The 25,998-nt window shown below is 53.8% G+C and carries 23 protein-coding genes and 1 other RNA gene; 12 read left to right on the top strand and 12 right to left on the bottom strand.

Annotation, left to right across the window (positions count from 1 at the left end; translation table 11 throughout):
• Nucleotides 1-12: 12 nt before the first annotated feature.
• The 7 genes from nuoE to DBY86_RS09560 all read right to left on the bottom strand — a co-directional run bounded on the left by nuoE (nucleotide 13) and on the right by DBY86_RS09560 (nucleotide 5,373).
• Nucleotides 13-486: an NADH-quinone oxidoreductase subunit NuoE gene (nuoE, locus tag DBY86_RS09590; RefSeq protein ID WP_004467713.1), complete on the bottom strand. Its 474-nt coding sequence runs from the start codon at nucleotides 484-486 to the stop codon at nucleotides 13-15.
• Nucleotides 486-1,742 (bottom strand): NADH dehydrogenase (quinone) subunit D, encoded by a 1,257-nt coding sequence (gene nuoD / locus DBY86_RS09585; RefSeq protein ID WP_107819804.1) that lies wholly within the window; start codon nucleotides 1,740-1,742, stop codon nucleotides 486-488. Before nuoD ends, nuoE begins: the two co-directional genes overlap by 1 nt.
• The gene (locus DBY86_RS09580; RefSeq protein ID WP_107819803.1) at nucleotides 1,732-2,325 is read right to left on the bottom strand and encodes an NADH-quinone oxidoreductase subunit C; all 594 of its coding nucleotides are present in this window, start codon (nucleotides 2,323-2,325) and stop codon (nucleotides 1,732-1,734) included. The genes nuoD and DBY86_RS09580 overlap by 11 nt, the downstream gene beginning before the upstream one ends.
• A gap of 12 nt (nucleotides 2,326-2,337) precedes the next feature.
• The gene (locus DBY86_RS09575) at nucleotides 2,338-2,820 is read right to left on the bottom strand and encodes a NuoB/complex I 20 kDa subunit family protein (RefSeq protein WP_002215610.1); all 483 of its coding nucleotides are present in this window, start codon (nucleotides 2,818-2,820) and stop codon (nucleotides 2,338-2,340) included.
• Nucleotides 2,811-3,167 carry an NADH-quinone oxidoreductase subunit A gene (locus DBY86_RS09570; protein ID WP_002216332.1) on the bottom strand — a complete coding sequence of 119 codons (357 nt, stop codon included), beginning with the start codon at nucleotides 3,165-3,167 and terminating at the stop codon, nucleotides 2,811-2,813. The genes DBY86_RS09575 and DBY86_RS09570 overlap by 10 nt, the downstream gene beginning before the upstream one ends.
• A gap of 379 nt (nucleotides 3,168-3,546) precedes the next feature.
• Nucleotides 3,547-4,533, bottom strand: a complete 987-nt coding sequence (locus DBY86_RS09565; protein ID WP_107819802.1) for a S49 family peptidase — start codon at nucleotides 4,531-4,533, stop codon at nucleotides 3,547-3,549.
• 39 nt (nucleotides 4,534-4,572) lie between these two features.
• On the bottom strand, nucleotides 4,573-5,373 hold the full coding sequence (locus DBY86_RS09560) for a competence/damage-inducible protein A (protein ID WP_107819801.1): 801 nt from the start codon (nucleotides 5,371-5,373) through the stop codon (nucleotides 4,573-4,575).
• Between the two features lie 447 nt (nucleotides 5,374-5,820).
• Between DBY86_RS09560 and argG the strand changes: the two genes are divergently transcribed.
• The 3 genes from argG (at nucleotide 5,821) to DBY86_RS09535 (ending at nucleotide 7,794) form a co-directional block, all read left to right on the top strand.
• On the top strand, nucleotides 5,821-7,164 hold the full coding sequence (gene argG, locus DBY86_RS09550; protein ID WP_107819799.1) for an argininosuccinate synthase: 1,344 nt from the start codon (nucleotides 5,821-5,823) through the stop codon (nucleotides 7,162-7,164).
• Between the two features lie 206 nt (nucleotides 7,165-7,370).
• Nucleotides 7,371-7,586: a DUF4177 domain-containing protein gene (locus DBY86_RS09540; RefSeq protein ID WP_002218233.1), complete on the top strand. Its 216-nt coding sequence runs from the start codon at nucleotides 7,371-7,373 to the stop codon at nucleotides 7,584-7,586.
• Nucleotides 7,579-7,794: a hypothetical protein gene (locus tag DBY86_RS09535; protein ID WP_002233267.1), complete on the top strand. Its 216-nt coding sequence runs from the start codon at nucleotides 7,579-7,581 to the stop codon at nucleotides 7,792-7,794. Before DBY86_RS09540 ends, DBY86_RS09535 begins: the two co-directional genes overlap by 8 nt.
• 76 nt (nucleotides 7,795-7,870) lie before the next feature.
• Here DBY86_RS09535 and DBY86_RS09530 read toward each other — a convergent pair whose 3' ends face one another.
• Complete coding sequence (locus tag DBY86_RS09530) at nucleotides 7,871-9,358, bottom strand: transferrin-binding protein-like solute binding protein (RefSeq protein ID WP_107819798.1); 1,488 nt, start codon at nucleotides 9,356-9,358, stop codon at nucleotides 7,871-7,873.
• Nucleotides 9,359-9,469: 111 nt separating this feature from the next.
• The gene (sstT, locus tag DBY86_RS09525; protein ID WP_002221731.1) at nucleotides 9,470-10,699 is read right to left on the bottom strand and encodes a serine/threonine transporter SstT; all 1,230 of its coding nucleotides are present in this window, start codon (nucleotides 10,697-10,699) and stop codon (nucleotides 9,470-9,472) included.
• Nucleotides 10,700-11,070: 371 nt separating this feature from the next.
• Between sstT and DBY86_RS09510 the strand changes: the two genes are divergently transcribed.
• From DBY86_RS09510 to DBY86_RS09495, 3 genes are all read left to right on the top strand, one after another.
• Complete coding sequence (locus tag DBY86_RS09510) at nucleotides 11,071-12,918, top strand: autotransporter assembly complex protein TamA (RefSeq protein ID WP_199901086.1); 1,848 nt, start codon at nucleotides 11,071-11,073, stop codon at nucleotides 12,916-12,918.
• A 54-nt stretch (nucleotides 12,919-12,972) separates the two neighbouring features.
• Nucleotides 12,973-17,142 (top strand): translocation/assembly module TamB domain-containing protein, encoded by a 4,170-nt coding sequence (locus tag DBY86_RS09505; protein ID WP_107819796.1) that lies wholly within the window; start codon nucleotides 12,973-12,975, stop codon nucleotides 17,140-17,142.
• A 522-nt stretch (nucleotides 17,143-17,664) separates the two neighbouring features.
• Nucleotides 17,665-19,122, top strand: coding sequence for an oligopeptide:H+ symporter (locus DBY86_RS09495; RefSeq protein WP_107819795.1), 1,458 nt, complete (start codon nucleotides 17,665-17,667; stop codon nucleotides 19,120-19,122).
• Between the two features lie 480 nt (nucleotides 19,123-19,602).
• Here DBY86_RS09495 and rnpB read toward each other — a convergent pair.
• The 3 genes from rnpB to DBY86_RS09475 all read right to left on the bottom strand — a co-directional run bounded on the left by rnpB (nucleotide 19,603) and on the right by DBY86_RS09475 (nucleotide 22,140).
• Nucleotides 19,603-19,962, bottom strand: an RNA gene (rnpB, locus tag DBY86_RS09485) — RNase P RNA component class A.
• 78 nt (nucleotides 19,963-20,040) lie between these two features.
• Complete coding sequence (gene prfB / locus DBY86_RS09480; RefSeq protein WP_107819794.1) at nucleotides 20,041-21,144, bottom strand: peptide chain release factor 2; 1,104 nt, start codon at nucleotides 21,142-21,144, stop codon at nucleotides 20,041-20,043.
• Between the two features lie 102 nt (nucleotides 21,145-21,246).
• Entirely contained in the window at nucleotides 21,247-22,140 is an 894-nt protein-coding gene (locus DBY86_RS09475; protein ID WP_199901085.1) for a patatin-like phospholipase family protein, read from the bottom strand.
• A 341-nt stretch (nucleotides 22,141-22,481) separates the two neighbouring features.
• Here DBY86_RS09475 and DBY86_RS09470 point away from each other — a divergent pair, with 341 nt between their 5' ends.
• From DBY86_RS09470 to DBY86_RS09445, 6 genes are all read left to right on the top strand, one after another.
• Nucleotides 22,482-22,931, top strand: coding sequence for an HvfX family Cu-binding RiPP maturation protein (locus DBY86_RS09470; RefSeq protein ID WP_003710760.1), 450 nt, complete (start codon nucleotides 22,482-22,484; stop codon nucleotides 22,929-22,931).
• Nucleotides 22,932-23,004: 73 nt separating this feature from the next.
• Entirely contained in the window at nucleotides 23,005-23,313 is a 309-nt protein-coding gene (locus DBY86_RS09465; protein WP_107819792.1) for an HvfA family oxazolone/thioamide-modified RiPP metallophore, read from the top strand.
• 117 nt (nucleotides 23,314-23,430) lie between these two features.
• Complete coding sequence (locus DBY86_RS09460; protein ID WP_049323685.1) at nucleotides 23,431-24,273, top strand: HvfB family MNIO-type RiPP peptide maturase; 843 nt, start codon at nucleotides 23,431-23,433, stop codon at nucleotides 24,271-24,273.
• The gene (locus DBY86_RS09455) at nucleotides 24,263-25,009 is read left to right on the top strand and encodes an HvfC family RiPP maturation protein (RefSeq protein WP_107819791.1); all 747 of its coding nucleotides are present in this window, start codon (nucleotides 24,263-24,265) and stop codon (nucleotides 25,007-25,009) included. The genes DBY86_RS09460 and DBY86_RS09455 overlap by 11 nt, the downstream gene beginning before the upstream one ends.
• 21 nt (nucleotides 25,010-25,030) lie before the next feature.
• Nucleotides 25,031-25,618, top strand: a complete 588-nt coding sequence (locus DBY86_RS09450; RefSeq protein ID WP_013449652.1) for a sigma-70 family RNA polymerase sigma factor — start codon at nucleotides 25,031-25,033, stop codon at nucleotides 25,616-25,618.
• Between the two features lie 5 nt (nucleotides 25,619-25,623).
• The gene (locus DBY86_RS09445; protein WP_107819790.1) at nucleotides 25,624-25,803 is read left to right on the top strand and encodes a zf-HC2 domain-containing protein; all 180 of its coding nucleotides are present in this window, start codon (nucleotides 25,624-25,626) and stop codon (nucleotides 25,801-25,803) included.
• Nucleotides 25,804-25,998 lie beyond the last annotated feature (195 nt).

Below are 25,998 nucleotides of genomic sequence, written 5' to 3'. Positions count from 1 at the left end.
CATCCGGATAATCTATTCTAATTCTGCTAATTTCTTCTCAATCGCCTCTTCGGTCATAAAGCTGCACATGCTGTGGTTGTTGACCAGCATAACGGGGGCATCGCCACATGCGCCCATGCATTCGCCTTCGACAAGGGTAAATTTGCCGTCGGGCGTGGTTTCGCCGTAGCCGATACCGAGTTTTTGTTTGAGGTATTCGCCGGTAGCCATACCGCCGCGCAGGGCGCAGGGCAGGTTGGTACAAACGGTCAGTTTGTATTTGCCGACAGGCTCAAGATCGTACATATTGTAGAAGGTAGCGACTTCGTAGGCTTGTGCAGGCGAGATGCCGATGTAGTCGGCAACAAAGGCGATGGTTTCGGGGGCGAGCCAGCCTTTTTCGGTTTGGGCGATACGCAACGCGCCCATGATGGCGGAACGGCGTTGGTCGGCGGGATATTTCGCCAACTCGATGTCAATTTGTTTTAAGGATTCTGCGGATAACATTATCGGTCAACCTCCCCGAATACGATGTCCTGCGTACCGATGATGGCAACGACGTCGGCGAGCATGTGGCCTTTTGCCATTTCGTCCATGCCTTGCAGGTGGGCGAAGCCGGGTGCGCGGATTTTCAGGCGGTAGGGTTTGTTTGCGCCGTCTGAAATGATATAAACGCCGAACTCGCCTTTCGGGTGTTCGACAGCGGTGTAGGTCTCGCCCTCGGGAACGTGCATACCTTCGGTAAAGAGTTTGAAATGGTGAATCAGGTCTTCCATACCTGTTTTCATTTCAGTACGTTTGGGCGGAGCGAATTTGTGGTTTACGGTAATGACCGGACCCGGATTAACACGCAACCACTCGGAACATTGTTTGATGATGCGTACGGATTGACGCATTTCTTCCATACGGCAGAGGTAACGGTCGTAGCAGTCGCCGTTCACGCCGACGGGAATATCGAAATCCATTTTGTCGTACACTTCATACGGCTGTTTCTTACGCACGTCCCATTCCACGCCCGAACCGCGCAACATCACGCCGGTAAAGCCTTTTTGCATGGCGCGTTCGGGGAAGACGACGCCGATGCCGACGGTACGCTGTTTCCAGATGCGGTTGTCGGTCAGGAGGGTTTCGAGTGTGTCGATGTTTTTCGGGAAACGTTCGCAGAAGGCATCGATAAAGTCGAGCATCGTGCCTTCGCGGGATTCATTGAGCTGCTTCAATACTTTGGCGTTGCGGAATTTGCTGCTCTCGTATTTGGGCATGAAGTCGGGCAGGTCGCGGTAAACGCCGCCGGGACGGAAGTAGGCTGCGTGCATACGTGCGCCGGACACGGCTTCGTACAAGTCCATCAGCTCTTCGCGGTCGCGGAAGGCATAAAGGATGGCGGTCATCGCACCAATGTCGAATGCGTGCGAACCGATGCCCATCAAATGATTGAGGATGCGCGTTACTTCGGCGAACATCACGCGGATATATTGGGCGCGGATAGGCACATCAATTCCGGCGAGTTTTTCTACCGCCAAGCAATACGCCTGCTCGTTGACCATCATGGAAACGTAGTCCAAGCGGTCCATATAAGGCAGGGCTTGCAGGTAGGTTTTGGTTTCCGCCAGTTTTTCAGTACCTCGGTGCAGGAGGCCGATATGCGGGTCGGCACGGACGATTTGTTCGCCGTCCAACTCCAAAATCATACGCAATACGCCGTGCGCCGCAGGGTGTTGCGGGCCGAAGTTGATGGTGTAGTTTCTTAATTTATTGGCCACCGTAGTTCTCCTCACGGACGATACGCGGCGTGATCTCGCGCGGCTCGATGGTAACGGGTTGGTAAATCACGCGTTTTTGCTCTTCGTCGTAACGCATTTCCACATAGCCGGAAATCGGGAAGTCTTTGCGGAACGGATGTCCGACAAAACCGTAATCGGTCAGGATGCGGCGCAAGTCCGGGTGGTTGTTGAACATGATGCCGTACATATCGAAGGCTTCGCGCTCGTACCAATCCGCGCTGTTGTAAATATCGACTACGGATTCGACTACGGGGAAATCGTCGTCTGAAACCCAGACGCGTACACGGATGCGTTGATTGTTTTTAACGGAAAGCAGCTGACTGACGACGGCAAAGCGTTTGCCCTGCCATACTTCGTTTTTGTAAGTGCTGTAATCGACACCGCACAAGTCAACCAAGAGCTCGAAATGCAGCTCTTCATGGTCGCGCAGTGCGGTCATGACTGAAATATAGTGCTCGGGCAGACACTCGACGGTAATCTCGCCCAAAGCGGAAATGACTTTGCTTGCCTGATTGCCGAGAACGCGGCTGACGGTTTCGTATAAGTTTTGAATGCTTGCCATATCGTCCTCTCCTTACTCGTCACGCGCGATGGTGGAAGTGCGCTTGATTTTTTGTTGGAGCTGAATCAGGCCGTAAATCAGGGCTTCCGCAGTCGGCGGGCAACCCGGCACATAAACGTCCACCGGCACGACGCGGTCGGCACCGCGCACGACGGAATAAGAATAATGATAATAGCCGCCGCCGTTGGCACACGAACCCATGGACAATACCCAGCGCGGCTCGGCGAGCTGGTCGTACACGCGACGCAGGGCGGGCGCCATTTTATTGGTGAGCGTACCCGCCACAATCATCAGGTCGGCCTGACGGGGGGACGGACGGAAAATAATGCCGAAACGGTCAAGGTCGTAACGCGCCATACCCGCGTGCATCATTTCCACGGCGCAGCAGGCCAAGCCGAAAGTAACCGGCCACAACGAACCGGTACGCATATAGTTCAACACCGTATCCGCGCTGGTGGTGATGAAACCTTTTTTCAAAACGCCTTCTATTCCCATTCCAGCGCACCTTTTTTCCATTCGTAAACAAAGCCTACCGTCAGAACGACGATAAACACCAGCATAGACCAGAAGCCGTATGCGCCCAAATCTTTGAACACGACCGCCCACGGCAGCATAAACGCAACCTCCAAATCGAAGAGGATAAAGAGGATGGCGACGAGGTAATAGCGCACGTCGAACTTCATCCTTGCGTTTTCAAAGGCTTCAAAACCGCATTCGTAAGGCGCGTCTTTTTCGGCGTAGTGGCGTTTCGGGCCTAAAATCGTGCCGAGCAGGATAAACAGCACGCCGGCCGCGAGGCCGACGAGGATAAAGACAAAGACGGGAAAGTAAGCGGACAACATGGTTACACCCAAATCCGTTAACAAAATTTCTACAATAATTTCGTATTTTAGCGAATTTCAAAAACCATTAAAAGGTAAATATCGGCAAAACGCCCAAAAAAACCCAATAAATACAATCATGTTATGATAACGATTCTTATTTGATTTCAAGAACACCGGACCGTCTGTTTCGCGCCAATCCTATAAAAACAAAACGTTTCTATCTTTATTACTGCCTTCGTACAGACTGGCACGGTACAAACCGCGCGACAAGCGTTCTGTTTTCATATTACCGTTTCACAAATATCACCCTACCATGCAAAAAAATGCCGTCTGAAAACCTTTCAGACGGCATCGGTATAGTGGTTTGAATTTAAACCACTATATCCGGCGGAAAGCGTTATTGGAGGGATTGCAGGGCTTCGCGCACGCCGGCTTTGAGTTCTGCGCCGAAGCGTCTGCCCAAGATTCTGCCGAAATCGTCCTTCGGGGTGTAATCCACCACATCGGGGGCTTTGACCACGTCTCGCGCCACGCTGTAAATATTGCCGAGTCCGTCCACCAGCCCGACTTTCTGCGCGTCCGCGCCTGTGTACACGCGACCGCTGAACACGTCGGGATATTGTCGGAATTTGAGGCGGCCGCCGCGTCCGGTTTTGACGGCTTTGATGAACTCGCCGTGTATGCCGGTCAGCATTTCTTCCCAGATTTTCGACTGTTCGGGCGTTTCGGGCGAAAACGGATCGCCCATACCTTTGTTGCTGCCCGCAATTTTAACCCTGCGTTTTACGCCGATTTTTTCCATCAGGCCGGTCGCGTCGAAACTGCTGCCGATAACGCCGATGCTGCCGACGATGCTGGACGGGTCGGCATAGATTTTGTCCGCCGCCGCCGCGATGTAGTAGCAGCTGGACGCGCACATATCCTCCGCCACGAGATAAACGGGGATGCCGGGATGTTGCGCCTTCAGACGGCGTATTTCTTCAAAAGCGGTGTTGGAGACGACGGGCGAACCGCCGGGGCTGTTGGCGCGGATGACGATGGCTTTTGCCTGCGGATTTTTGTAGGCGGCTTCCATACCGTCTTTGAGTTTTTTGACCTGGTCTTCTACGCCGTTGCCGATTTCGCCGTACAGGTTGACGACTGCCGTATGCGGCGTATTGCCCGCCAACTGCAATGCGGCTTCGTCTTTTTGGAAAATGCCTGCAATCAGGGCAACCAGAATCAGGGTGCTGACGGCGCGCCAGATGTTTTTCCACATCCGCTCCCTGCGCCTGTCCCGATAGGCGGACAGCAGCACTTCGCGCATGATGTCGCGCTCCCATAAGGTTTCCCCCGCATTTTTTGCTTCGGGTGCTTCGTTTTCTCTTCTGATTCGGTATTGCATGGTTTTCCTTAAATATCGTCCGATTTGGGCAAACGGTTTTCAGTTTACCCGATTTTTCAGCTCTGCTCCCAATCCGTCCAAGCTGTGCAACACTTCCGCCCACGCCGCGTCCAAAAGGTTGACGGCTTCTCCTTCGGCTTTGATGCCGAACTCAATGTGCGGTTTGACCTGCGTGCCGTCTGAATGCGTCCAACCGACGCTGGGCAGGCTGTACGAACGCACGCCGGGATAAGTTTGCTCGATATGCTCCATAAGCGGCGTAATGCGCGATTCGGGCTGCTCGAACACATACACGCTGCGGCTGCCGTGTTCGGTTTGGTTGAAGCGGCCGGCGTAATAAGTTTCCAAAACCCATTCCGCCATCGGGTGCGCCATCACGGGAAAGCCGGGGAAGAAATAATGCTCGCGGATGGAAAATCCGGCGATATTATTAAACGGATTAGGCACCAATTCCGCGCCTTCGGGAAAATCTGCCATTTTCAGGCGTTGGGCGTGTTCCGGCGAATCAAGCGGCTCGCCACGTTTCAGGGTAACGGCTTCGATAAACCCGGCGGCTTGCGCGTGGCGGACGACAGGCAAATCCAAAGCAGCCGCTGCGGCTTGGCGCGTGTGGTCGTCGGGCGTGGCACCGATGCCGCCGGTAACAAACGTCGGTATGCCGTCTGAAAAGCTGCGACGCAGCTGTTTGACCAGCAAATCGGGTTCGTCGGGCAGGTATTGCACCTGATTGAGCTTCAGCCCTTTGGATTCGAGCAGGGATTTGAAAAAGGCGAAATGCTTGTCTTGGCGGCTGCCGTGCAGAATTTCGTCGCCGATGATGATGAGGTTGAACGCGTTCATAGATGGGTTTCTTTACCGATGCCGTCTGAAAATGTCGATGGTGCTGTGATTTGTTCCCTCTCCCGTGGGAGAGGGTTAGAGAGAGGGTCGAGCTTGCGTTTTTCAGGCAGCGTTTGCTTAAGGGCTGCTGTCTGCACCCTCTCCCCAACCCTCCCCCGCAGGGGAGGGGGCGGGTTGCGGATGGTGTAAAGGTTGTCTGAAAAGATTTTCAACGAAACGGGTCAGGCTTCTTTTCAGACGGCCTTGACGGCTGACAATGGGTTATATTTATAAGATAATGTTTCAACACACAGGACGACACATAAAGCACCGCCCTATGTATCGTCCTAATTTGGAAAGGGTTACACCCCTCCCAAATAAAGTCTGATTCTACCGCCCTAAAGGGCGGGGTTTCAACCGAAAAGGAAACACGATGAACTCCTTTTTTCAAGTCCGAAGGATTCCCCTATGAACCAAAACCATACTATTTTACAAAACCTCCCCATCGGTCAAAAAGTCGGCATCGCCTTCTCCGGCGGCCTTGATACCTCTGCCGCGCTGTTGTGGATGAAACTCAAAGGCGCGCTGCCTTACGCCTACACCGCCAACCTTGGTCAGCCCGACGAAGACGACTACAACGCCATTCCCAAAAAAGCGATGGAATACGGTGCGGAAAACGCCCGCCTGATTGACTGCCGCGCGCAGTTGGCACACGAAGGCATCGCCGCCATCCAATGCGGCGCGTTCCACGTTTCCACCGGCGGCATCGCCTATTTCAATACCACGCCTCTGGGCCGCGCCGTAACCGGCACGATGCTTGTTTCCGCCATGAAAGAAGACGATGTGAATATTTGGGGCGACGGCAGCACCTACAAAGGCAACGACATCGAGCGTTTCTACCGCTACGGTTTGCTCACCAATCCCGCGCTGAAAATCTACAAACCCTGGCTCGACCAGCAATTTATCGACGAACTCGGCGGTCGCCACGAAATGAGCGAATTTCTGATTGCCAACGGCTTCAACTACAAAATGTCGGTGGAGAAAGCCTACTCCACCGATTCCAATATGCTGGGTGCCACCCACGAAGCCAAAGACTTGGAATTTTTGAACTCGGGCATCAAAATCGTCAAACCCATCATGGGCGTTGCCTTTTGGGACGAAAACGTCGAAGTCAAACCCGAAGAAGTCAGTGTACGCTTTGAAGAAGGCGTGCCCGTCGCATTGAACGGCAAAGAATACGCCGATCCCGTCGAACTCTTCCTCGAAGCCAACCGCATCGGCGGCCGTCACGGTTTGGGCATGAGCGACCAAATCGAAAACCGCATCATCGAAGCCAAATCGCGCGGCATCTACGAAGCCCCGGGCATGGCATTGTTCCACATCGCCTACGAACGCTTGGTTACCGGAATCCACAATGAAGACACCATCGAACAATACCGCATCAACGGCCTGCGCCTCGGACGTTTGCTCTACCAAGGCCGCTGGTTTGACAGCCAAGCCTTGATGTTGCGCGAAACCGCCCAACGCTGGGTTGCCAAAGCCATTACCGGCGAAGTTACCCTCGAATTGCGGCGCGGTAACGACTACTCGATTCTGAACACCGAATCGCCCAACCTGACCTACCAACCCGAACGCCTGAGTATGGAAAAAGTCGAAGACGCAGCGTTCACACCGCTCGACCGTATCGGACAACTGACTATGCGCAACCTCGACATTACCGACACCCGCGCCAAACTGGGCATTTACTCGCAAAGCGGTTTGTTGGCATTGGGCGAAGGTTCGGTATTGCCGCAGTTGGGTAATAAGCAATAAGTTTCACCGCATTGCATCGCTGCAATTTAAGGGATTGTCTGAAAAGGCAATCCCTTAGTTAAAGGAATCCTATGTTTCAACACACAGGACGGCACATAAAGCACCGCCCTATGTATCGTCCTGATTTGGAAGGGGTTACGCCCCTCCCAAATAAAGTCTGATCCTGCCGCCCCAAAGGGCGGTGTTTCAACCGAAAAGGAAATACGATGAAAGAATACAAAGTCGTCATTTATCAGGAAAGCCTGTTGTCCAGCCTGTTTTTCGGCGCGGCAAAGGTCAACCCCGTCAATTTCAGCGCGTTCCTCAACAAACAAACCCCCGAAGGCTGGCGGGTCGTAACGATGGAAAAAGATTTGCGCCGTATGCTGCTGTTTTTCAAACGCGAAGCCTACGTCGTCATTTTGGAGCGGGATCGTGTTTAAGCTCGGCGTTTATGCCTGTCTCGGACTGTTTGCCGGCTGGGTGCTGCTGCTGATTGTGCAACTTTGGTTTTCTTTTCTCGAAGCGGAATTGTTCTTTAAGATCACACTGACTATGGCGGGGCTGTTTGTCATCATCCTCGCCGCCCTGCTGGTATGCGGCCAGTATTTTTCCGAAAAGAAAATGAAAGACGACGGGTTTATCAACTGATGCGGATTTGAACCGGATCTGCCGACCCAAACATCACAATGCCGTCTGAACGCCACTGCTTCAGACGGCATCAGCATCAATCCTGCTCTTTTTTGCCGGCAAACACGCCGAATCCGCCCTTTTCCGCATCTGTCGGGCGATAGCTGTATTTTCCCGCCACTTCCTCGCCGGCCGGGCCGTAAAACTTTCCGGAAACATCCCCGCCGCCATTTTCCGTCCAAGTCCCCTTAAAGCCGTTTCCATCGATGGCGGCTTTGAATTTTTGCGTACCCATATGCAAATCATCGCCACTGTCGATAATGCCGTCCACAGATTTGCTGCCGAAATCGACTTTTGCGGCAAACCTGCCCCTGGTCGGGTACGAGCGGCCGTTTTCCGTATGGAAATGCAGCACTTCGCCGTTGTACACGGCCGCGCCCGCAAGCATTTCGCCTTTTGCCGGTTCGCCTTGCACACGGAGGGCATACGATCCGCCGGGTAATTTTTCCGCCCCGTAAGTCAGATACCGGTAATTTCCTTCGGGCGCGAAGATATTGCCGGAATGCCCCGTCAGGCTGACCGCCTCCCCATCGACAATCAGCGTATCCGCCTGATTGACGGGGATTAGCGGCATCTCGGCAGGAAGCGACCTCCTCGACCGTCTCGACCGTGCAGAACGAGTGGGGGGTTTGTCCGTATAAAAGATGATATATTTGTTAGTTCCATCCTTTTTTACCCTGTCAGCAACCAAACCGACAAATTTATTATTATTCTTCCCATCTTTCTTGTAGTTATTTATTTTGTCTGCATCACTTAATTTTTCAAATTCTGATTTTGACGGTGCTTCTTCATCCAATAAATTATCGCCACTACAAGAATCGCCTTTACAGTGGGTCAACGTTATATTTTGCGACGGTCCGTCAATCAAAACGCCATTAGCCACGTTCGTCCTTCCAAAATCACCGCCGCTATTCGTAGTGGCAGGGTTTGACGCAGGGGTGGAATCTGAAGAACCGGCGGCTTGATTGTTTCCGGCTTGATTTGCACCTTGGGCAGCCGTATTGCCGGCATTTTCCCCTGCCGACGGATCGTCCCCCTGCATTCCGTCCGCCGCATTTGCCATATCCGGTTGGTTTGCCGGCTGCACCGATTCCCCGGTATCCGGTGCTTGGTTTTCCATATTTACGGCAGGCATATTCGAAGCCGGGGTGTGATTCGGTGTCAAACTGTCTGTATCGGCGGCATTTTGCGGCATATCATCTTGCGCCCCCTCGTCTTCATTTTTGGGATTATCCGCTGTTGCCGCACCGCCATTGCCTGTATTTTCTTCCGAAACTGCCGCCATATCTTGACCGCCTTTTCCGGTGGGTGTGTCCTGTGTATCGGCTTGCGGCGCACCACTCACCGCCTCCTCATCTTTCTTTTCTTTCGGCAGCACCTCTTCCTCGACATCTTCGGCAACAACAGGGGCGGCAGGTTTTGACAGCGTGTCCGCCGACTTAACATCGGGCGATCCGCCACCGCCGCCCCCACAGGCTGAAAGGGCAACAATACAAGCCATTGCAATCACACTGCGTTTAAACATCATCATCTCCTTCATATTCAAGGCAGCCGGTATTGTTTCCGCCATATGCCCATAAAATTGTAAAAATATGCCGTCTGAACGCCAAACGGGCTTCAGACGGCATAGCTTGGTTTATTCCGCCCGGTTTCTCTGTCGGCCCAAATCGGCGGCAGCGGTAAACAAAACGTCGGTTGAAGAATTCAACGCCGTTTCTGCCGAATCCTGAATCACGCCGATGATAAAGCCGACTGCAACCACCTGCATGGCGACATCGTTGCTGATGCCGAACAGGCTGCACGCCAGCGGAATCAGCAGCAGCGAACCGCCCGCCACGCCGGACGCGCCGCACGCGCTGACCGTCGCCACCAGGCTCAACAGCAGCGCGGTGGCAAAATCAACCTGTATGCCTTGGGTGTGCGCCGCCGCCATAGCCAAAACGGTAATCGTAATCGCCGCGCCGCCCATATTGACGGTCGCCCCCAACGGGATGGAAATCGAATAAGTGTCTTCGTGCAGCCCCAGTTTTTTCGCCAAAGCCATATTCACGGGGATATTGGCGGCGGAAGAACGGGTAAAGAAGGCATACACGCCGCTTTCGCGCAGGCAGGTGAACACCAGCGGATAAGGGTTGCGGCGGATTTTCCACCACACGATGGCGGGATTGACCGCCAGCGCGATAAACGCCATACAGCCCAACAGCACTGCAAGCAGCTTCGCGTACCCCGCCAGCGCGCCGAAACCCGTCTCCGCGATTGTGGACGACACCAGCCCGAAAATGCCCAAAGGGGCAAAACGGATAATCCATTTCACGACGGTGGAAACCGCTTCCGCCAAATCGGCAACGACCTGCCGCGTAACGTCCGAACCGTGATTCCGCAACGCCGCGCCCAAAACCAAAGCCCAAGCCAAAATGCCGATATAGTTGGCATTGGCAATCGCGTTAATCGGGTTGGCGACCAGGTTCATCAGCAGCGATTTCAATACTTCCACAATGCCGGAAGGCGGCGCGGCGGACACATCGCCCGCGCCCGCCAAAACAATGTGCGTCGGGAAAACCATACCGGCGATGACGGCGGTCAGGGCTGCGGAAAACGTACCGATGAGGTAAAGGATGATAATCGGCCTGATATGCGCCTTGTTGCCTTTTTGGTGCTGCGCGATTGTGGCCGCCACCAAAATAAATACCAAAACCGGCGCGACCGCTTTGAGCGCGCCGACAAACAGGCTGCCGAACAAGCCTGCCGCCAAGCCCAGTTGCGGGGAAACCGAACCGATTACGATGCCCAACGCCAAACCGGCGGCAATCTGCCTGACCAGGCTGACGCGGCCGATCGCATGAAATAAGGATTTGCCGAACGCCATAATTCTTCCTTATGTTGTGATATGTTAAAAAATGTTGTATTTTAAAAGAAAACTCATTCTCTGTGTTTTTTTATTTTTCGGCTGTGTTTTAAGGTTGCGTTGATTTGCCCTATGCAGTGCCGGACAGGCTTTGCTTTATCATTCGGCGCGACGGTTTAATTTATTGAATAAAAATAAATTTATTCAATCCCGCCTATTTTTCGACACTACCCCGAAACGCAGCCTGCCCGCATACGGATTGGAAGCAAAATCCCCTAAAACAAGCAGATACATTCCAGGCGGGCCGCAACCTCCGAAATACCGGCGGCGGTATGCCGTCTGAAGCGTCCCGCCCCGTCCGAACAGTGTTAAAATCGAAAACCGCCACACCGATGCACGACACCCGTACTATGATGATCAAACCGACCGCCCTGCTCCTGCCGGCTTTATTTTTCTTTCCGCACGCATACGCGCCTGCCGCCGACCTTTCCGAAAACAAGGCGGCGGGTTTCGCATTGTTCAAAAACAAAAGCCCTGACACCGAATCAGTCAAATTAAAACCCAAATTCCCCGTCCGCATCGACACGCAGGACAGTGAAATCAAAGATATGGTCGAAGAACACCTGCCGCTCATCACGCAGCAGCAGGAAGAAGTATTGGACAAGGAACAAACAGGCTTCCTTGCCGAAGAAGCACCGGACAACGTCAAAACCATGCTCCGCAGCAAAGGCTATTTCAGCAGCAAAGTCAGCCTGACGGAAAAAGACGGAGCTTATACGGTGCACATCACACCGGGCCCGCGCACCAAAATCGCCAACGTCGGCGTCGCCATCCTCGGCGACATCCTTTCAGACGGCAACCTCGCCGAATACTACCGCAACGCGATGGAAAACTGGCAGCAGCCGGTAGGTAGCGATTTCGACCAGGACAGTTGGGAAAACAGCAAAACTTCCGTCCTCGGCGCGGTAACGCGCAAAGTCTACCCGCTTGCCAAGCTCGGCAACACCCGGGCGGCCGTCAACCCCGATACTGCCACCGCCGATTTGAACGTCGTCGTGGACAGCGGCCGCCCCATCGCCTTCGGCGACTTTGAAATTACCGGCACACAGCGTTATCCCGAACAAATTGTCTCCGGCCTGGCGCGCTTCCAACCGGGCACGCCCTACGACCTCGACCTGCTGCTCGACTTCCAACAGGCACTCGAACAAAACGGGCATTATTCCGGCGCGTCCGTACAAGCCGACTTCGACCGTCTCCAAGGCGACCGCGTCCCCGTCAAAGTCAGCGTAACCGAGGTCAAACGCCACAAGCTCGAAACCGGCATCCGCCTCGATTCGGAATACGGTTTGGGCGGCAAAATCGCCTACGACTATTACAACCTCTTCAACAAAGGCTATATCGGCTCGGTCGTCTGGGATATGGACAAATACGAAACCACGCTTGCCGCTGGTATCAGCCAACCCCGCAACTACAGGGGCAAATACTGGACAAGCAACGTTTCCTACAACCGTTCGACTACCCAAAACCTCGAAAAACGCGCCTTCTCCGGCGGCATCTGGTATGTGCGCGACCGCGCGGGCATTGATGCCAGGCTGGGGGCGGAGTTTCTCGCAGAAGGCCGGAAAATCCCCGGCTCGGATGTCGATTTGGGCAACAGCCACGCCACGATGCTGACCGTCTCTTGGAAACGCCAGTTGCTCAACAACGCGTTGCACCCCGAAAACGGCTATTACCTCGACGGCAAAATCGGTACGACTTTGGGCACATTCCTATCCTCCACCGCGCTGATCCGCGCTTCCGCCCGCGCAGGTTATTTCTTCACGCCCGAAAACAAAAAACTCGGCACATTCATCATACGCGGACAAGCGGGTTACACCGTTGCCCGCGACAATGCCGACGTTCCTTCAGGGCTGATGTTCCGCAGCGGCGGCGCGTCTTCCGTGCGCGGTTACGAACTCGACAGCATCGGGCTTGCCGGTCCGAACGGATCGGTCCTGCCCGAACGCGCCCTCTTGGTGGGCAGCCTGGAATACCAACTGCCGTTTACGCGCACCCTGTCCGGCGCGGTGTTCCACGATATGGGCGATGCCGCCGCCAATTTCAAACGTATGGAGCTGAAACACGGTTCGGGACTGGGCGTGCGCTGGTTCAGCCCGCTCGCGCCGTTTTCCTTCGATATTGCCTACGGGCACAGCGACAAGAAAATCCGCTGGCACATCAGCCTGGGAACGCGCTTCTAAACCGATACGGCCGCTTCAGACGGCATTGCAGCAAACCATTTTGAAACAGACATTATGACCGATACCGCACCGACAGATACCGATCCGACCGAAAACGGCACACGCAAAATGCCGTCTAAACACCGCCCTACCCCGCCGGCAAAAAAACGCCGCCCGCTGCTGAAGCTGTCGGCGGCACTGCTGTCTGTCCTGATTTTGGCAGTATGTTTCCTCGGCTGGCTCGCCGGTACGGAATCCGGTTTGCGTTTCGGGCTGTACCAAATCCCGTCTTGGTTCGGCGTAAACATTTCCTCCCAAAACCTCAAAGGCACGCTGCTCGACGGCTTCGACGGCGACAACTGGTCGATAGAAACCGAGGGTGCAGACCTTAAAATCAGCCGCTTCCGCTTCGCGTGGAAACCGTCCGAACTGATGCGCCGCAGCCTGCACATTACCGAAATTTCCGCCGGCGACATCGCCATCGTTACCAAACCGACTCCGCCTAAAGAAGAACGCCCGCCACTCAGCCTTCCCGACAGCATAGACCTGCCTGCCGCCGTCTATCTCGACCGCTTCGAGACGGGCAAAATCAGCGCAGGCAAAACCTTTGACAAACAAACCGTCTATCTCGAACGGCTGGATGCCTCGTACCGTTATGACATCAAAGGACACCGCCTCGACCTGAAAACCGCCGACACCCCGTGGAGCAAATCGACCGGCGCAGTCGTAATCGGTCTGAAAAAACCTTTTGTCCTCAACACCGCCATTTACACCAAAGGCGGACTCAAAGGCGAAACCATACACAGTACGGCTCGGCTGAGCGGCAGCCTGAAGGATGTGCGCGCCGAACTGGCGATCGACGGCGGCAATATCCGCCTCTCGGGAAAATCCGTCATCCACCCGTTTGCCGAATCATTGGATAAAACATTGGAAGAAGTGCTGGTCAAAGGATTCAACATCAATCCGTCCGCTTTCGTGCCTTCCCTGCCCGATGCCGGGCTGAATTTCGACCTGACCGCCATCCCGTCGTTTTCAGACGGCATCGCGCTGGAAGGCTCGCTCGATTTGGAAAACACCAAAGCCGGCTTTGCCGACCGCAACGGCATTCCCGTCCGTCAGGTTTTAGGCAGCTTTGTCATCCGGCAGGACGGCACGGTGCATATCGGCAATACGTCCGCCGCCCTGCTCGGACGGGGCGGCATCAGGCTGTCGGGCAAAATCGACACCGAAAAAGACATCCTCGATTTAAATATAGGCATCAACTCCGTCGGCGCGGAAGACGTGCTGCAAACCGCGTTCAAAGGCAGGTTGGACGGCAGCATCGGCATCGGCGGCACGACCGCCTCGCCCAAAATCTCTTGGCAACTCGGCACCGGTACGGCACGCACGGACGGCAGCCTCGCCATCGCAAGCGACCCCGCAAACGGACAGCGGAAACTGGTGTTCGACACCGTCAACATCGCCGCTGGGCAAGGCAGCCTGACCGCGCAAGGCTATCTCGAGCTGTTTAAAGACCGCCTGCTCAAGCTGGACATCCGTTCCCGCGCATTCGACCCTTCGCGCATCGATCCGCAATTTCCGGCAGGCAATATCAACGGCTCAATAAACCTTGCAGGCGAACTGGCAAAAGAGCATTTTGCAGGCAAAATGCGTTTTTCCCCCAGCATACTCAACGGTGTACCGCTTAACGGTCATGCCGACATTATTTACGAGTCCCGCCACCTTCCGCGCGCCGCCGTCGATTTGCGGCTGGGACAGAACATTATTAAAACAGACGGCGGCTTCGGCAAAAAAGGCGACCGGCTCAACCTCAATATCACTGCACCCGACCTCTCCCGTTTCGGTTTCGGACTCGCGGGGGCTTTAAATGTACGCGGACACCTTTCCGGCGATTTGGACGGCGGCATCCGAACCTTTGAAACCGACCTTTCCGGTACGGCACGCGGCCTGCATATCGGCAAGGCGGCAAACATCCGTTCGCTCGATTTCACCCTCAGAGGCTCGCCCGACACAAGCCGCCCGATACGCGCCGACATCAAAGGCAGCCGACTTTCCCTGTCGGGTGGGGCGGCGGTTGTCGATACCGCCGGCCTGACGCTGGAAGGCACGGGCGCGCAGCACCGCATCCGCACACACGCCGCCATGACGCTGGACGGCAAACCGTTCAAATTCGATTTGGACGCTTCAGGCGGTATCAACAGAGAACTTACCCGATGGAAAGGCAGCATTAGTGTTTTCGACATCGGCGGCGCGTTCAACCTCAAGCTGCAAAACCGTATGACGCTCGAAGCCGGTACGGAACGCGTGGCGGCAAGTGCGGCAAATTGGCAGGCAATGGGCGGCAGCCTCAACCTGCAACACTTTTCTTGGGATAAAAAAACCGGCATATCGGCAAAAGGCGGCGCACACGGACTGCACATCGCCGAGTTGCACAATTTCTTCAAACCGCCCGTCGAACACAATCTGGTTTTAAACGGCGACTGGGATGTCGCCTACGGGCGTAACGCGCGCGGCTACCTCAATATCAGCCGACAAAGCGGCGATGCCGTATTGCCCGGCGGTCAGGCTTTGGGTTTGAACGCATTTTCCCTGAAAACGCGCTTTCAAAACGACCGCATCGGAATCCTGATTGACGGCGGCGCGCGTTTCGGACGGATTAACGCCGATTTGGGTATCGGCAACGCCTTCGGCGGCAATATGGCAAATGCACCGCTCGGCGGCAGGATTACCGCCTCTCTTCCCGACTTGGGCGCATTGAAGCCCTTTCTGCCCGCCGCCGCGCAAAACATTACCGGCAGCCTGAATGCCGCCGCGCAAATCGGCGGACGGGTAGGCTCTCCGTCCGTCAATGCCGCCGTCAACGGCAGCAGCAACTACGGGAAAATCAACGGCAACATTACCGTCGGGCAAAGCCGCTCCTTCGATACCGCGCCTTTAGGCGGCAGGCTCAACCTGACCGTTGCCGATGCTGAAGCATTCCGCAACTTCCTGCCCGTCGGACAAACCGTCAAAGGCAGCCTGAATGCCGCCGTAACCCTCGGCGGCAGCATCGCCGATCCGCACTTGGGCGGCAGCATCAACGGCGACAAACTCTATTACCGCAACCAAACCCAAGGCATCATCTTGGACAACGGTTCGCTGCGTTCGCATATCGCGGGCAGGAAATGGGTAATCGACAGCCTGAAATTCCGGCACGAAGGGACGGCGGAACTCTCCGGCACGGTCGGTATGGAAAACAGCGGGCCCGATGTCGATATCGGCGCGGTGTTCGACAAATACCGCATCCTGTCCCGCCCCAACCGCCGCCTGACGGTTTCCGGCAACACCCGCCTGCGCTATTCGCCGCAAAAAGGCATATCCGTTACCGGGATGATTAAAACGGATCAGGGGCTGTTCGGTTCGCAAAAATCCTCGATGCCGTCCGTCGGCGACGATGTCGTCGTATTGGGCGAAGTCAAAAAAGAGGCGGCGGCACCGCTCCCCGTCAATATGAACCTGATTTTAGACCTCAATGACGGCATCCGCTTCGCCGGCTACGGCGCGGACGTTACCATAGGCGGCAAACTGACCCTGACCGCGCAACCGGGCGGAAGCGTGCGGGGCGTGGGCACGGTTCGCGTCATCAAAGGGCGTTACAAGGCATACGGGCAGGATTTGGACATTACCAAAGGCACTGTCTCCTTTGTCGGTCCGCTCAACGACCCCAACCTCAACATCCGCGCCGAACGCCGCCTTTCCCCCGTCGGTGCGGGCGTGGAAATATTGGGCAGCCTCAACAGCCCGCGCATTACGCTGACGGCAAACGAACCGATGAGTGAAAAAGACAAGCTCTCCTGGCTCATCCTCAACCGCGCCGGCAGCGGCAGCAGCGGCGACAATGCCACCCTGTCCGCAGCCGCCGGCGCATTGCTTGCCGGACAAATCAACGACCGCATCGGACTGGTGGATGATTTGGGCTTTACCAGCAAGCGCAGCCGCAACGCGCAAACCGGCGAACTCAACCCCGCCGAACAGGTGCTGACCGTCGGCAAACAACTGACCGGCAAACTCTACATCGGCTACGAATACGGCATTTCCAGCGCGGAACAGTCAGTCAAACTGATTTACCGGCTGACCCGCGCCATACAGGCGGTTGCCCGTATCGGCAGCCTTTCATCGGGCGGCGAGCTGACATACACCATACGTTTTGACCGCCTATTCGGTTCGGACAAAAAAGACTCCGCCGGAAACGGCAAAGGGAAATAAACGGTTTTCAGACGGCATGGCACTGTCCGCCGCCATGCCGTCTGAAAGGCGCGCCGCCAAACCGGACATTTGAAAACCTGCTTTTCCGCCGCCGTCCGCCTGCAAGGGAACGGAATCGATATAGTGAATTAACAAAAATCAGGACAAGGCGACGAAGCCGCAGACAGTACAGATAGTACGGAACCGATTCACTTGGTGCTTGAGCACCTTAGAGAATCGTTCTCTTTGAGCTAAGGCGAGGCAACGCCGTACTGGTTTTTGTTAATCCACTATAAAAAACCGCCCTATCGGATAAGCCGCTTGACTGAAAAGGCTTTACCCGCGCCGTATCGGAACACGTACTCTAAAATACAACCCGTTGAATTGAAACAAATATAAAAACATTCGACCGCAAAAACGGCAGCGCATCATTTGACAAAGAATGAAAATATCGGTTAAAAACCGATTTTCATACAAAAAACACCGCCGCCGTCCGCATCCGTTTCAGACGGCATTGAGAGAAAATCTTTTAGGAGAACCTTTATGTCCCGGCATCCCGCCCCCACCGGAGAAAAAACATTCTTCGGCCACCCCTTCCAGCTTTCCACCCTCTTCCATATCGAATTGTGGGAACGTTTTTCATTTTACGGAATGCAGGGCATCCTGCTGATTTACCTCTACTACACCGCCGACAAAGGCGGCTTGGGCATAGACAAAACCCTCGCAGGCGGCATTGTCGGCGCATACAGCGGCAGCGTGTACCTGTCCACCATTTTGGGCGCGTGGTTTGCCGACCGCGTATGGGGTGCGGAAAAAACCCTCTTCCTCTCGGGCATCGTCGTGATGCTTGGACACATCGTCCTTGCCATAGCACCGGGCCTGTACGGCCTTTTAATCGGGCTGATATTCATCGCATTGGGCAGCGGCGGCGTGAAATCCACGGCCAGCTCTATGGTGGGCACATTATACGAACAAGACGAAATGCGCCCGCTGCGCGATGCGGGATTTTCCATTTTCTACATCGCCATCAATATCGGCGGCTTCCTAGGCCCGCTGCTGACTGGCCTGCTTCAAGAAAACATCGGTTTCCATTATGGTTTCGGCGCGGCGGCGGTCGGTATGGCATTCGGCTTGTGGCGTTATTCCTTGGGACGTAAAAATCTGCCCCACCCCACCGTCCCCCATCCGCTTTCAAAAGGACAGGGCAAAATTGCGGCCGCCGTCGGCATCGCCCTCATCGCCGCACTTGCAACCGCTATCAAAAAAGGGCTTGTCAACCTCGACAATTTCTCCGGCATCCTCTTATCTACCGTCATCCTTGCCGTCATCGCCTATTTCGCCCGCCTGCTGACCAACCCCCGCGTCAGTTCCGACAACAAACGGCACATCATCGCCTACATCCCGCTTTTCCTGACCATCTGTATGTTTTGGGCCGTCTGGTTTCAGATTTACACCGTGGCAACCGTCTATTTCGACGAAACCGTCAACCGCACCATCGGTTCGTTTACCGTGCCTGTTGCCTGGAAAGACTCTATGCAAAGCCTGTGGGTCATCCTGTTTTCCGGACTCATGGCGGCAATGTGGACAAAAATGGGGCGCAAACAGCCCAAAACCCCGCTGAAATTCGCTATGGCGGTATTTGTTACCGGCGCGTCGTTTTTGGGATTCGTCCCCTTTATTTCCTCCGGCACGCCGATGCCTATTGCGGTTTTCGCACTGATCGTCCTCGCCATCACGATAGGCGAACTGATGATTTCCCCGATTGCGCTGTCCATCTCCACCAAAATCGCCCCGCCTTTATTCAAAACCCAAATGGTCGCCCTTAATTTCCTTGCCTTTTCATTAGGCTTCACTTTGGGCGGCGTATTATTTGAAAAAGGCTATCAGGCGGGCGACGAAATCGGCTTTTACCGGCTGCTGTTCTACATCGGCGCAGCCACAGGCTTCCTGCTGCTCCTGCTCGTCCCCAAATTGAACAAAATGCTCGAAGGCATAGACTAAGTCCCGCCCCGACGCACCGATGCCGTCTGAACCCTTCAGACGGCATTTTTCCGCATAATGAAACCAAACCGTTTCCATCCAACAGGACAGGCTCCCGCCCAACCGGAAGGCAGCCTGCCGATTGTCATTTGAATACCCGCCTGATTCCGTCTGTTTGCAAGGGAAATAGCCGTTTATTTCCGCTTGGGCGGAAACCGGTTCTATTGAATAAAAGGCATTTTGTCCGACTAAATTAGAGTTGCATCAACGAAATATATAGTGGATTAACAAAAATCAGGACAAGGCGACGAAGCCGCAGACAGTACAAATAGTACGGAACCGATTCACTTGGTGCTTCAGCACCTTAGAGAATCGTTCTCTTTGAGCTAAGGCGAGGCAACGCCGTACTGGTTTTTGTTAATCCACTATAAAAACACAACCTAAATAAAAATGCCGTCTGAACCATATTTCAGGTTTCAGACGGCATTTGCGTGTCGGATGCACACCGGACGGGCGGTAAGCCGGGTTCTGTCTCGGACAGTCATTCCTCTAGGCATACCGTTGCCGGTATGCTCAAGCAACCTACCCGAACGCTCGGCGGGCAGCGTCATTGCGTTCTGTTTGGTCTTGCTCCGAATGGGGTTTGGCCTGCCGCATATTGTTACCAAATGCGCGGTGCGCCCTTACCGCACCTTTTCACCCTTGCCTGTGCTGCCAAAGCAGCCATCGGCGGTTTTGCTTTCTGTTCCACTTTCCGTCGCGTTACCGCGCCCGGCCGTTAACCGGCATTCTACCCTGCGGAGCCCGGACTTTCCTCCCCGTATGCCTTACGCGATACGCGGCGACTGTCTGCCTGTCCCGTGTGCGGCGCGGATTATAACACGAAACGCAAAAATGCCGTCTGAAGCGGCACAGGCTTCAGACGGCATACGTTTCAAACTACACGCCCTGTTTCAGGCTGGCTTCGATAAAGCCATCCAAGTCGCCGTCCAATACGGCTTTGGTGTTGCCGACTTCGTAGCCTGTGCGCAAGTCTTTGATGCGTGAGGAGTCCAAGACGTACGAACGGATTTGGCTGCCCCAACCCACATCCGACTTGCCTTCTTCCAACGCCTGTTTCTCTTCGTTGCGTTTGCGCATTTCCAATTCGTACAGTTTGGATTTCAACATTTCCATCGCGGCGGCTTTGTTGGCATGTTGCGAACGGTCGTTTTGACATTGCACCACAATCCCCGTCGGCTCGTGGGTAATGCGCACGGCGGAGTCGGTTTTGTTGATGTGCTGACCGCCCGCGCCTGATGCGCGGTAGGTATCGATACGCAAATCGGCAGGGTTAATTTCGATTTCGATGGAATCGTCGATTTCAGGGTAAACGAACACGGAGGCAAACGAGGTATGGCGTTTGTTGTTCGAGTCAAACGGCGAGTAACGCACCAAGCGGTGAACGCCGGTTTCGGTACGCAGCAAACCGTAGGCGTATTCGCCTTCTACACGGATGGTGGCGCGGTTGATGCCTGCGATTTCGCCGTCGTCTTCCTCAAGGATTTCGATTTTGAAGCCTTTGCGCTCGGCATAGCGGCTGTACATACGGAACAGCATCCCCGCCCAGTCTTCCGCTTCGGTACCGCCCGCGCCTGCGGTGATGTCGATAAAGCAGTTGTTCGGGTCGGCGGGCTGGTTGAACATCCGTTTGAACTCCAAATCCGCCATCTGTTTTTCCAGCCCCGCCACGTCTTCCTGCACGGCGGCAAAACCTTCTTCGTCGTTTTCTTCGACGGTCATTTCAATCAGCATGCGGTTGTCTTCGATGCCCGAAGCGATGTTGTCCAGCGTCAGCACTATGCTTTCGAGGATTTTGCGCTCTTTGCCGATTTCTTGGGCGCGTTTGGGGTCGTTCCAAAGTTCGGGGTCTTCGGAAAGTCCGACAACTTCTTCCAATCGGTCTTTCTTACCCTGATAATCCATATAGACGCGGATGTCTTCGCTGCGCTTCTCCAAGTCGTTCAGTGTGTTGTTAAGCTGGTTGATTACTTCGGCTTCCATGATTCTTTTGTTCTTTCAAAATTTTAGGGGCGTATTGTACGGGATTCGGGTATTTTTTTCTATGGATAAAGCCTTCCGAAAACACGTTCAGACGGCATAGCGTCAATAACGGTATGCCGCCAATTTGCGTTTGATTTCAGGCAATGCGGCACGCGCTGCCTCTTCACCCAACCGGATGGCGCGTTTTTTCTGGTCGAAACCGCCGACTGCCCCCAAATCCAAAACCTGCGGTTTGATAACCACGTTTGCCTGCCCCAACTCATTTTGCAACGCGGAAACGCTCATCACGTTCAGTGTCTGATCGAGATACGAGAAGAAACCTTGACCGACATTTTTGCTCGGACGTGCGGAAATATCGACGGCAATCACGAAATCCGCACCCAGCCGCCGGGCGGCACTGACGGGCACGGGCTGCGACAGGCCGCCGTCAACATATTTGTGCCTGCCGATGATGACTGGCTGGAACACATTGGGAATGGCTGCGGAAGCACGAACCGCCTGTCCGACATTCCCCTGATTGAAAGCGACGGCCTTGCCGGTTTCAAAATTAGTGGCAACGGCGGCAAATTTGATGGGAAACTGCTGAATCTGCCTGCCGCCGACTTTTCGGTTGATGTAATTTTGCAGCTTTTCGCCTTTGATAAAACCACTGGTGGACAAGGTTAAATCGACTAAATCGGTTTTGCCTAAAATTTCGGCTTCCAATTCGAGGCGGTCGGGCGACATACCCGATGCAAAAAGGCTGCCGACTATCGAACCTGCCGATGTGCCGGTAACCACCTTAACAGGAATACCGTTTTCTTTCAAAACCTTAATAATACCTATATGGGCAAATCCTTTGGATGCGCCGCCACCGAGTGCCAAACCGACCACTGCGGCGGGTTTGGCGGTTTGCACCGGCTTGCGGGCGGCATTGTTTCCCTCCGTACCGCAGGCGGCAAGCAACGCGGCGGCGGCAATTGCCAAAAGTGGTCTGATTTTTGAAAACGTTACCATATTTTCCATTCCTTTATATATCGCACCCCGTCAAAAGGGGGATTGCTTTTCTTAACAACCCCTTTTGACAGCCAAGCGAAAGGGGCTTTTTATATCATCATCAAAATTAATATTTTCTTCTTTTCCTTTACGGAAATTGTGTTTGAAGGCATACCGTCCAAGGGGGGGAATTATCTCACAACACCGCCGTTATCCAAACATCCCGCCCTTTTCCCTTTCTTCCCGTCAAAATACTTTCTTTTTATATTCATTAACTTGTTAAATTATTGGCTGCCGAGTGTCAGTTTTTCCGACAAAATCCGTCTAATGGGGTATCAACAGAACCAAAAACAGGAACACTTATGAAAATCGGAACAACTTGGCAGACGGCATCCGCTATGCTGGTTTTGCGTCTGTTTGCCGCATATGAATTTTTGGAATCGGGTTTGCAAAAATGGAACGGGGAGAATTGGTTTTCTGAAATCAACGATCAATTCCCATTCCCGTTCAACTTGCTGCCGGACGCGTTAAACTGGAATCTCGCGATGTATGCGGAGCTTTTGCTGCCCGTACTGTTGCTTTTGGGTTTGGCAACGCGCCTGTCGGCATTGGGGCTGATGGTCGTTACCGCCGTCGCTTGGGCTGCGGTTCACGCCGGTTCGGGTTACAATGTCTGCGACAACGGTTATAAAATGGCTTTAATTTATATCGTGGTATTAATCCCGTTGCTTTTGCAGGGTGCGGGCGGATGGTCGCTGGATACGCTGCTGAAAAAACGGTTTTGCCCCCGATGCCGTCTGAAACAAGATTGATTCAGTCGTGGAATCTGACTTTAAACATTCCAACCTTATCTCGTTAACTTGATATTCTGAAAAGGAAATAGAAATGAACAAAAACATTGCTGCCGCACTCGCCGGTGCTTTATCCCTGTCTTTGGCCGCCGGCGCCGTTGCCGCCGACAAACCTGCAAGCAACGCAACAGGCGTTCAAAAATCCGCCCAAGGCTCTTGCGGCGCGTCCAAATCTGCCGAAGGTTCGTGCGGCGCGGCTGCTTCTAAAGCAGGAGAAGGCAAATGCGGCGAGGGCAAATGCGGTGCGACCGTAAAAAAAGCCCACAAACACGCTAAGGCATCTAAAGCCAAAGCCAAATCTGCCGAAGGCAAATGCGGCGAAGGCAAATGCGGTTCTAAATAATACCGCCCCTTCAACCCAAGCCGCGTTTTTCGATAAAATGCGGCTTTTTTAACGGCAAACAAAGATTTTTTTAAACCAGCACATTATTCTTTTGTGCCATCCGAACCGGGTAAAAATATGATTCAACATGCAGGCTTGGGCTATCGCCGCGACTTGGCGGAAGACTTCCTCTCGCTTTCAGACGACAGCCCGATACGCTTTATCGAAGCCGCCCCCGAAAACTGGCTGAAAATGGGCGGCAGGGCGCGCAAACAGTTTGACCGTGTGGCGGAACGGCTGCCGCTGGCGTTGCACGGATTATCCATGTCGCTGGGCGGACAAGCCCCGCTGGATACCGCCTTGATAGACGGAATCAAAGAAATGATGCGCCGTTACGATTGCACGTTTTTCTCCGACCATTTGAGCTATTGCCATGACGGCGGTCATCTCTACGATTTGTTACCGCTGCCTTTCACTGAAGAGATGGTGCAACATACCGCGCGCCGTATCCGCGAAGTGCAGGATCGGTTGGGCTGCCGCATTGCTGTAGAAAATACGTCCTACTACCTGCATTCTCCGCTTGCCGAGATGAACGAAGTTGAGTTCCTTAACGCGGTTGCCCGTGAAGCCGACTGCGGCATTCATTTGGACGTAAACAATATTTACGTCAACGCCGTCAACCACGGCCTGTTGTCGCCCGAAGCCTTTTTAGAAAATGTGGATGCAGGGCGCGTGTGTTACATCCACATCGCCGGACACGATGTCGAAACCCCTGAGCTTTTAATTGATACCCACGGCGCGGCGGTATTGCCGACCGTTTGGGATTTGCTCGAACTGGCCTATGCCAAGCTGCCGACGATTCCGCCCACCCTGTTGGAACGCGATTTCAATTTCCCGCCTTTTGCCGAGCTTGAAGCCGAAGTTGCCAAAATCGCCGATTATCAAACGCGTGCCGGAAAGGAATACCGCCGTGCAGCCTGAAACCTCCGCCCAATACCAACAACGCTTTGCCCAAGCCATACGCGAGGGCGAAGCCGCCGACGGCCTGCCGCAGGACCGCCTGAACGTCTATATTCGCCTGATACGCAACAATATCCACAGCTTCATCGACCGTTGTTATACCGAAACGCGGCAATACTTTGACAGCGAAGAATGGGGCCGTCTGAAGGAAGGTTTCGTCCGCGACGCGCGCGCCCAAACGCCCTATTTTCAAGAAATCCCCGGCGAGTTCCTACAATATTGCCAAAGCCTGCCGCTTTCAGGCGGCATTTTGGCACTGATGGATTTTGAATATACCCAATTACTGGCAGAAGTTGCACAAATTCCGGATATTCCCGATATTCATTATTCAAATCACAGCAAATACACGCCCTCCCCTGCGGCCTTTATCCGGCAATATCGATATGATGTTACCGATGATTTGCAGGAAGCGGAAACAGCCTTGTTAATATGGCGAAACGCCGAAGATGATGTGATGTACCAAACATTGGACGGCTTCGATATGATGCTGCTGGAGATAATGGGGGCTTCCGCACTTTCGTTTGACACCCTTACCCATACCCTTGTCGAATTTATGCCCGAAGCCGATAATTGGAAAAATATTTTGCTTAGGAAATGGTCAGGCTGGATTGAACAAAGGATTATCATCCCCTCCTTGTCAGCCATATCCGAAAATATGGAAGGCAATTCCCCGGGCCAAAACCATCTATCCGCATAAAATTACCTTGTTCCCGATACTATGCCGCTACCCGACCTGACCGATGCCGAATTAATGGAGTCGCGCAAACTGCTTCTGCATTTTGCGCGACTCCAGTTGCCCGACCACCCTGATTTGGCTGAAGATTTAGTACAGGAAACATTGCTGTCCGCATACAGCGCAGGCGACAGTTTTCAAGGCAGGGCACTTGTCAACAGCTGGCTTTTTGCCATATTGAAAAACAAAATTATTGACGCATTACGTCAAATCGGGAGGCAAAGGAAAGTCTTTACCGCACTGGACGACGAGCTGCTGGATGAAGCATTTGAAAGCCATTTTTCCCAAAACGGGCATTGGACGCCAGAAGGGCAGCCTCAACATTGGAACACTCCAGAAAAATCATTAAATAACAACGAATTTCAAAAAATTCTGCAAAGCTGCCTATACAACCTTCCTGAAAACACCGCACGGGTATTCACCCTGAAGGAAATACTCGGTTTTTCATCCAACGAAATACAACAAATGTGCGGTATCAGTACAGCCAACTACCACACCATTATGCACCGCGCCCGAGAATCATTGCGCCAATGCCTGCAAATCAAATGGTTCAACCAAGAAAACCCGAAGTAACCGTTATGAAAAAATGCCGCGATATTGCCCTACTTCTTTCCAAACATCAGGATCGGGAAAGCACCCCGGGCGAGAAGATTTCCATATATATGCACCTGCTGTTCTGCCCGCATTGCCGGGAATATAAAAGACAGCTTCAAACCATCAAAATATCACTGGCAAAAACAACCCGAACTTCAAAATAAATGCCGTCTGAAAGGGCTTCAGACGGCATAAGCTGACGGAAACAAATCAAACCGATTTACTGTTATCGGCAGTTCATCCATAATACACACTTCAAAAGCAGCATATTCCCCATACGGAATATATAAATACGTAAAACACGAAGGCTGCATCAATTTGCTATATTTACCTCATTTTACAGACGGCATTATCCCTCC

Origin of the sequence: Neisseria bergeri (genome assembly GCA_003044455.1) — a bacterium.
In the GTDB taxonomy this organism is placed as follows: Bacteria; Pseudomonadota; Gammaproteobacteria; order Burkholderiales; family Neisseriaceae; genus Neisseria; species Neisseria bergeri.
The sequence above is the reverse complement of the archived record's forward strand: the minus strand, read 5'-3'. Positions and strand labels throughout refer to the sequence as shown.

What these genes read in the sequence shown, in the direction of transcription:
- prfB (WP_107819794.1), bottom strand. Translation starts at nt 21,144, where the DNA reads ATGGAAGCCGAAGTAATCAACCAGCTTAACAACACACTGAACGACTTG.
- DBY86_RS09560 (WP_107819801.1), bottom strand. Translation starts at nt 5,373, where the DNA reads ATGAACGCGTTCAACCTCATCATCATCGGCGACGAAATTCTGCACGGC.
- DBY86_RS09510 (WP_199901086.1), top strand. Translation starts at nt 11,071, where the DNA reads ATGCACGACACCCGTACTATGATGATCAAACCGACCGCCCTGCTCCTG.
- DBY86_RS09470 (WP_003710760.1), top strand. Translation starts at nt 22,482, where the DNA reads ATGAAAATCGGAACAACTTGGCAGACGGCATCCGCTATGCTGGTTTTG.
- DBY86_RS09475 (WP_199901085.1), bottom strand. Translation starts at nt 22,140, where the DNA reads ATGGTAACGTTTTCAAAAATCAGACCACTTTTGGCAATTGCCGCCGCC.
- DBY86_RS09565 (WP_107819802.1), bottom strand. Translation starts at nt 4,533, where the DNA reads ATGCAATACCGAATCAGAAGAGAAAACGAAGCACCCGAAGCAAAAAAT.
- DBY86_RS09495 (WP_107819795.1), top strand. Translation starts at nt 17,665, where the DNA reads ATGTCCCGGCATCCCGCCCCCACCGGAGAAAAAACATTCTTCGGCCAC.
- DBY86_RS09460 (WP_049323685.1), top strand. Translation starts at nt 23,431, where the DNA reads ATGATTCAACATGCAGGCTTGGGCTATCGCCGCGACTTGGCGGAAGAC.
- DBY86_RS09450 (WP_013449652.1), top strand. Translation starts at nt 25,031, where the DNA reads ATGCCGCTACCCGACCTGACCGATGCCGAATTAATGGAGTCGCGCAAA.
- nuoE (WP_004467713.1), bottom strand. Translation starts at nt 486, where the DNA reads ATGTTATCCGCAGAATCCTTAAAACAAATTGACATCGAGTTGGCGAAA.
- DBY86_RS09530 (WP_107819798.1), bottom strand. Translation starts at nt 9,358, where the DNA reads ATGTTTAAACGCAGTGTGATTGCAATGGCTTGTATTGTTGCCCTTTCA.
- DBY86_RS09505 (WP_107819796.1), top strand. Translation starts at nt 12,973, where the DNA reads ATGACCGATACCGCACCGACAGATACCGATCCGACCGAAAACGGCACA.
- DBY86_RS09580 (WP_107819803.1), bottom strand. Translation starts at nt 2,325, where the DNA reads ATGGCAAGCATTCAAAACTTATACGAAACCGTCAGCCGCGTTCTCGGC.
- DBY86_RS09575 (WP_002215610.1), bottom strand. Translation starts at nt 2,820, where the DNA reads ATGGGAATAGAAGGCGTTTTGAAAAAAGGTTTCATCACCACCAGCGCG.
- sstT (WP_002221731.1), bottom strand. Translation starts at nt 10,699, where the DNA reads ATGGCGTTCGGCAAATCCTTATTTCATGCGATCGGCCGCGTCAGCCTG.
- DBY86_RS09445 (WP_107819790.1), top strand. Translation starts at nt 25,624, where the DNA reads ATGAAAAAATGCCGCGATATTGCCCTACTTCTTTCCAAACATCAGGAT.
- DBY86_RS09540 (WP_002218233.1), top strand. Translation starts at nt 7,371, where the DNA reads ATGAAAGAATACAAAGTCGTCATTTATCAGGAAAGCCTGTTGTCCAGC.
- DBY86_RS09465 (WP_107819792.1), top strand. Translation starts at nt 23,005, where the DNA reads ATGAACAAAAACATTGCTGCCGCACTCGCCGGTGCTTTATCCCTGTCT.
- DBY86_RS09570 (WP_002216332.1), bottom strand. Translation starts at nt 3,167, where the DNA reads ATGTTGTCCGCTTACTTTCCCGTCTTTGTCTTTATCCTCGTCGGCCTC.
- argG (WP_107819799.1), top strand. Translation starts at nt 5,821, where the DNA reads ATGAACCAAAACCATACTATTTTACAAAACCTCCCCATCGGTCAAAAA.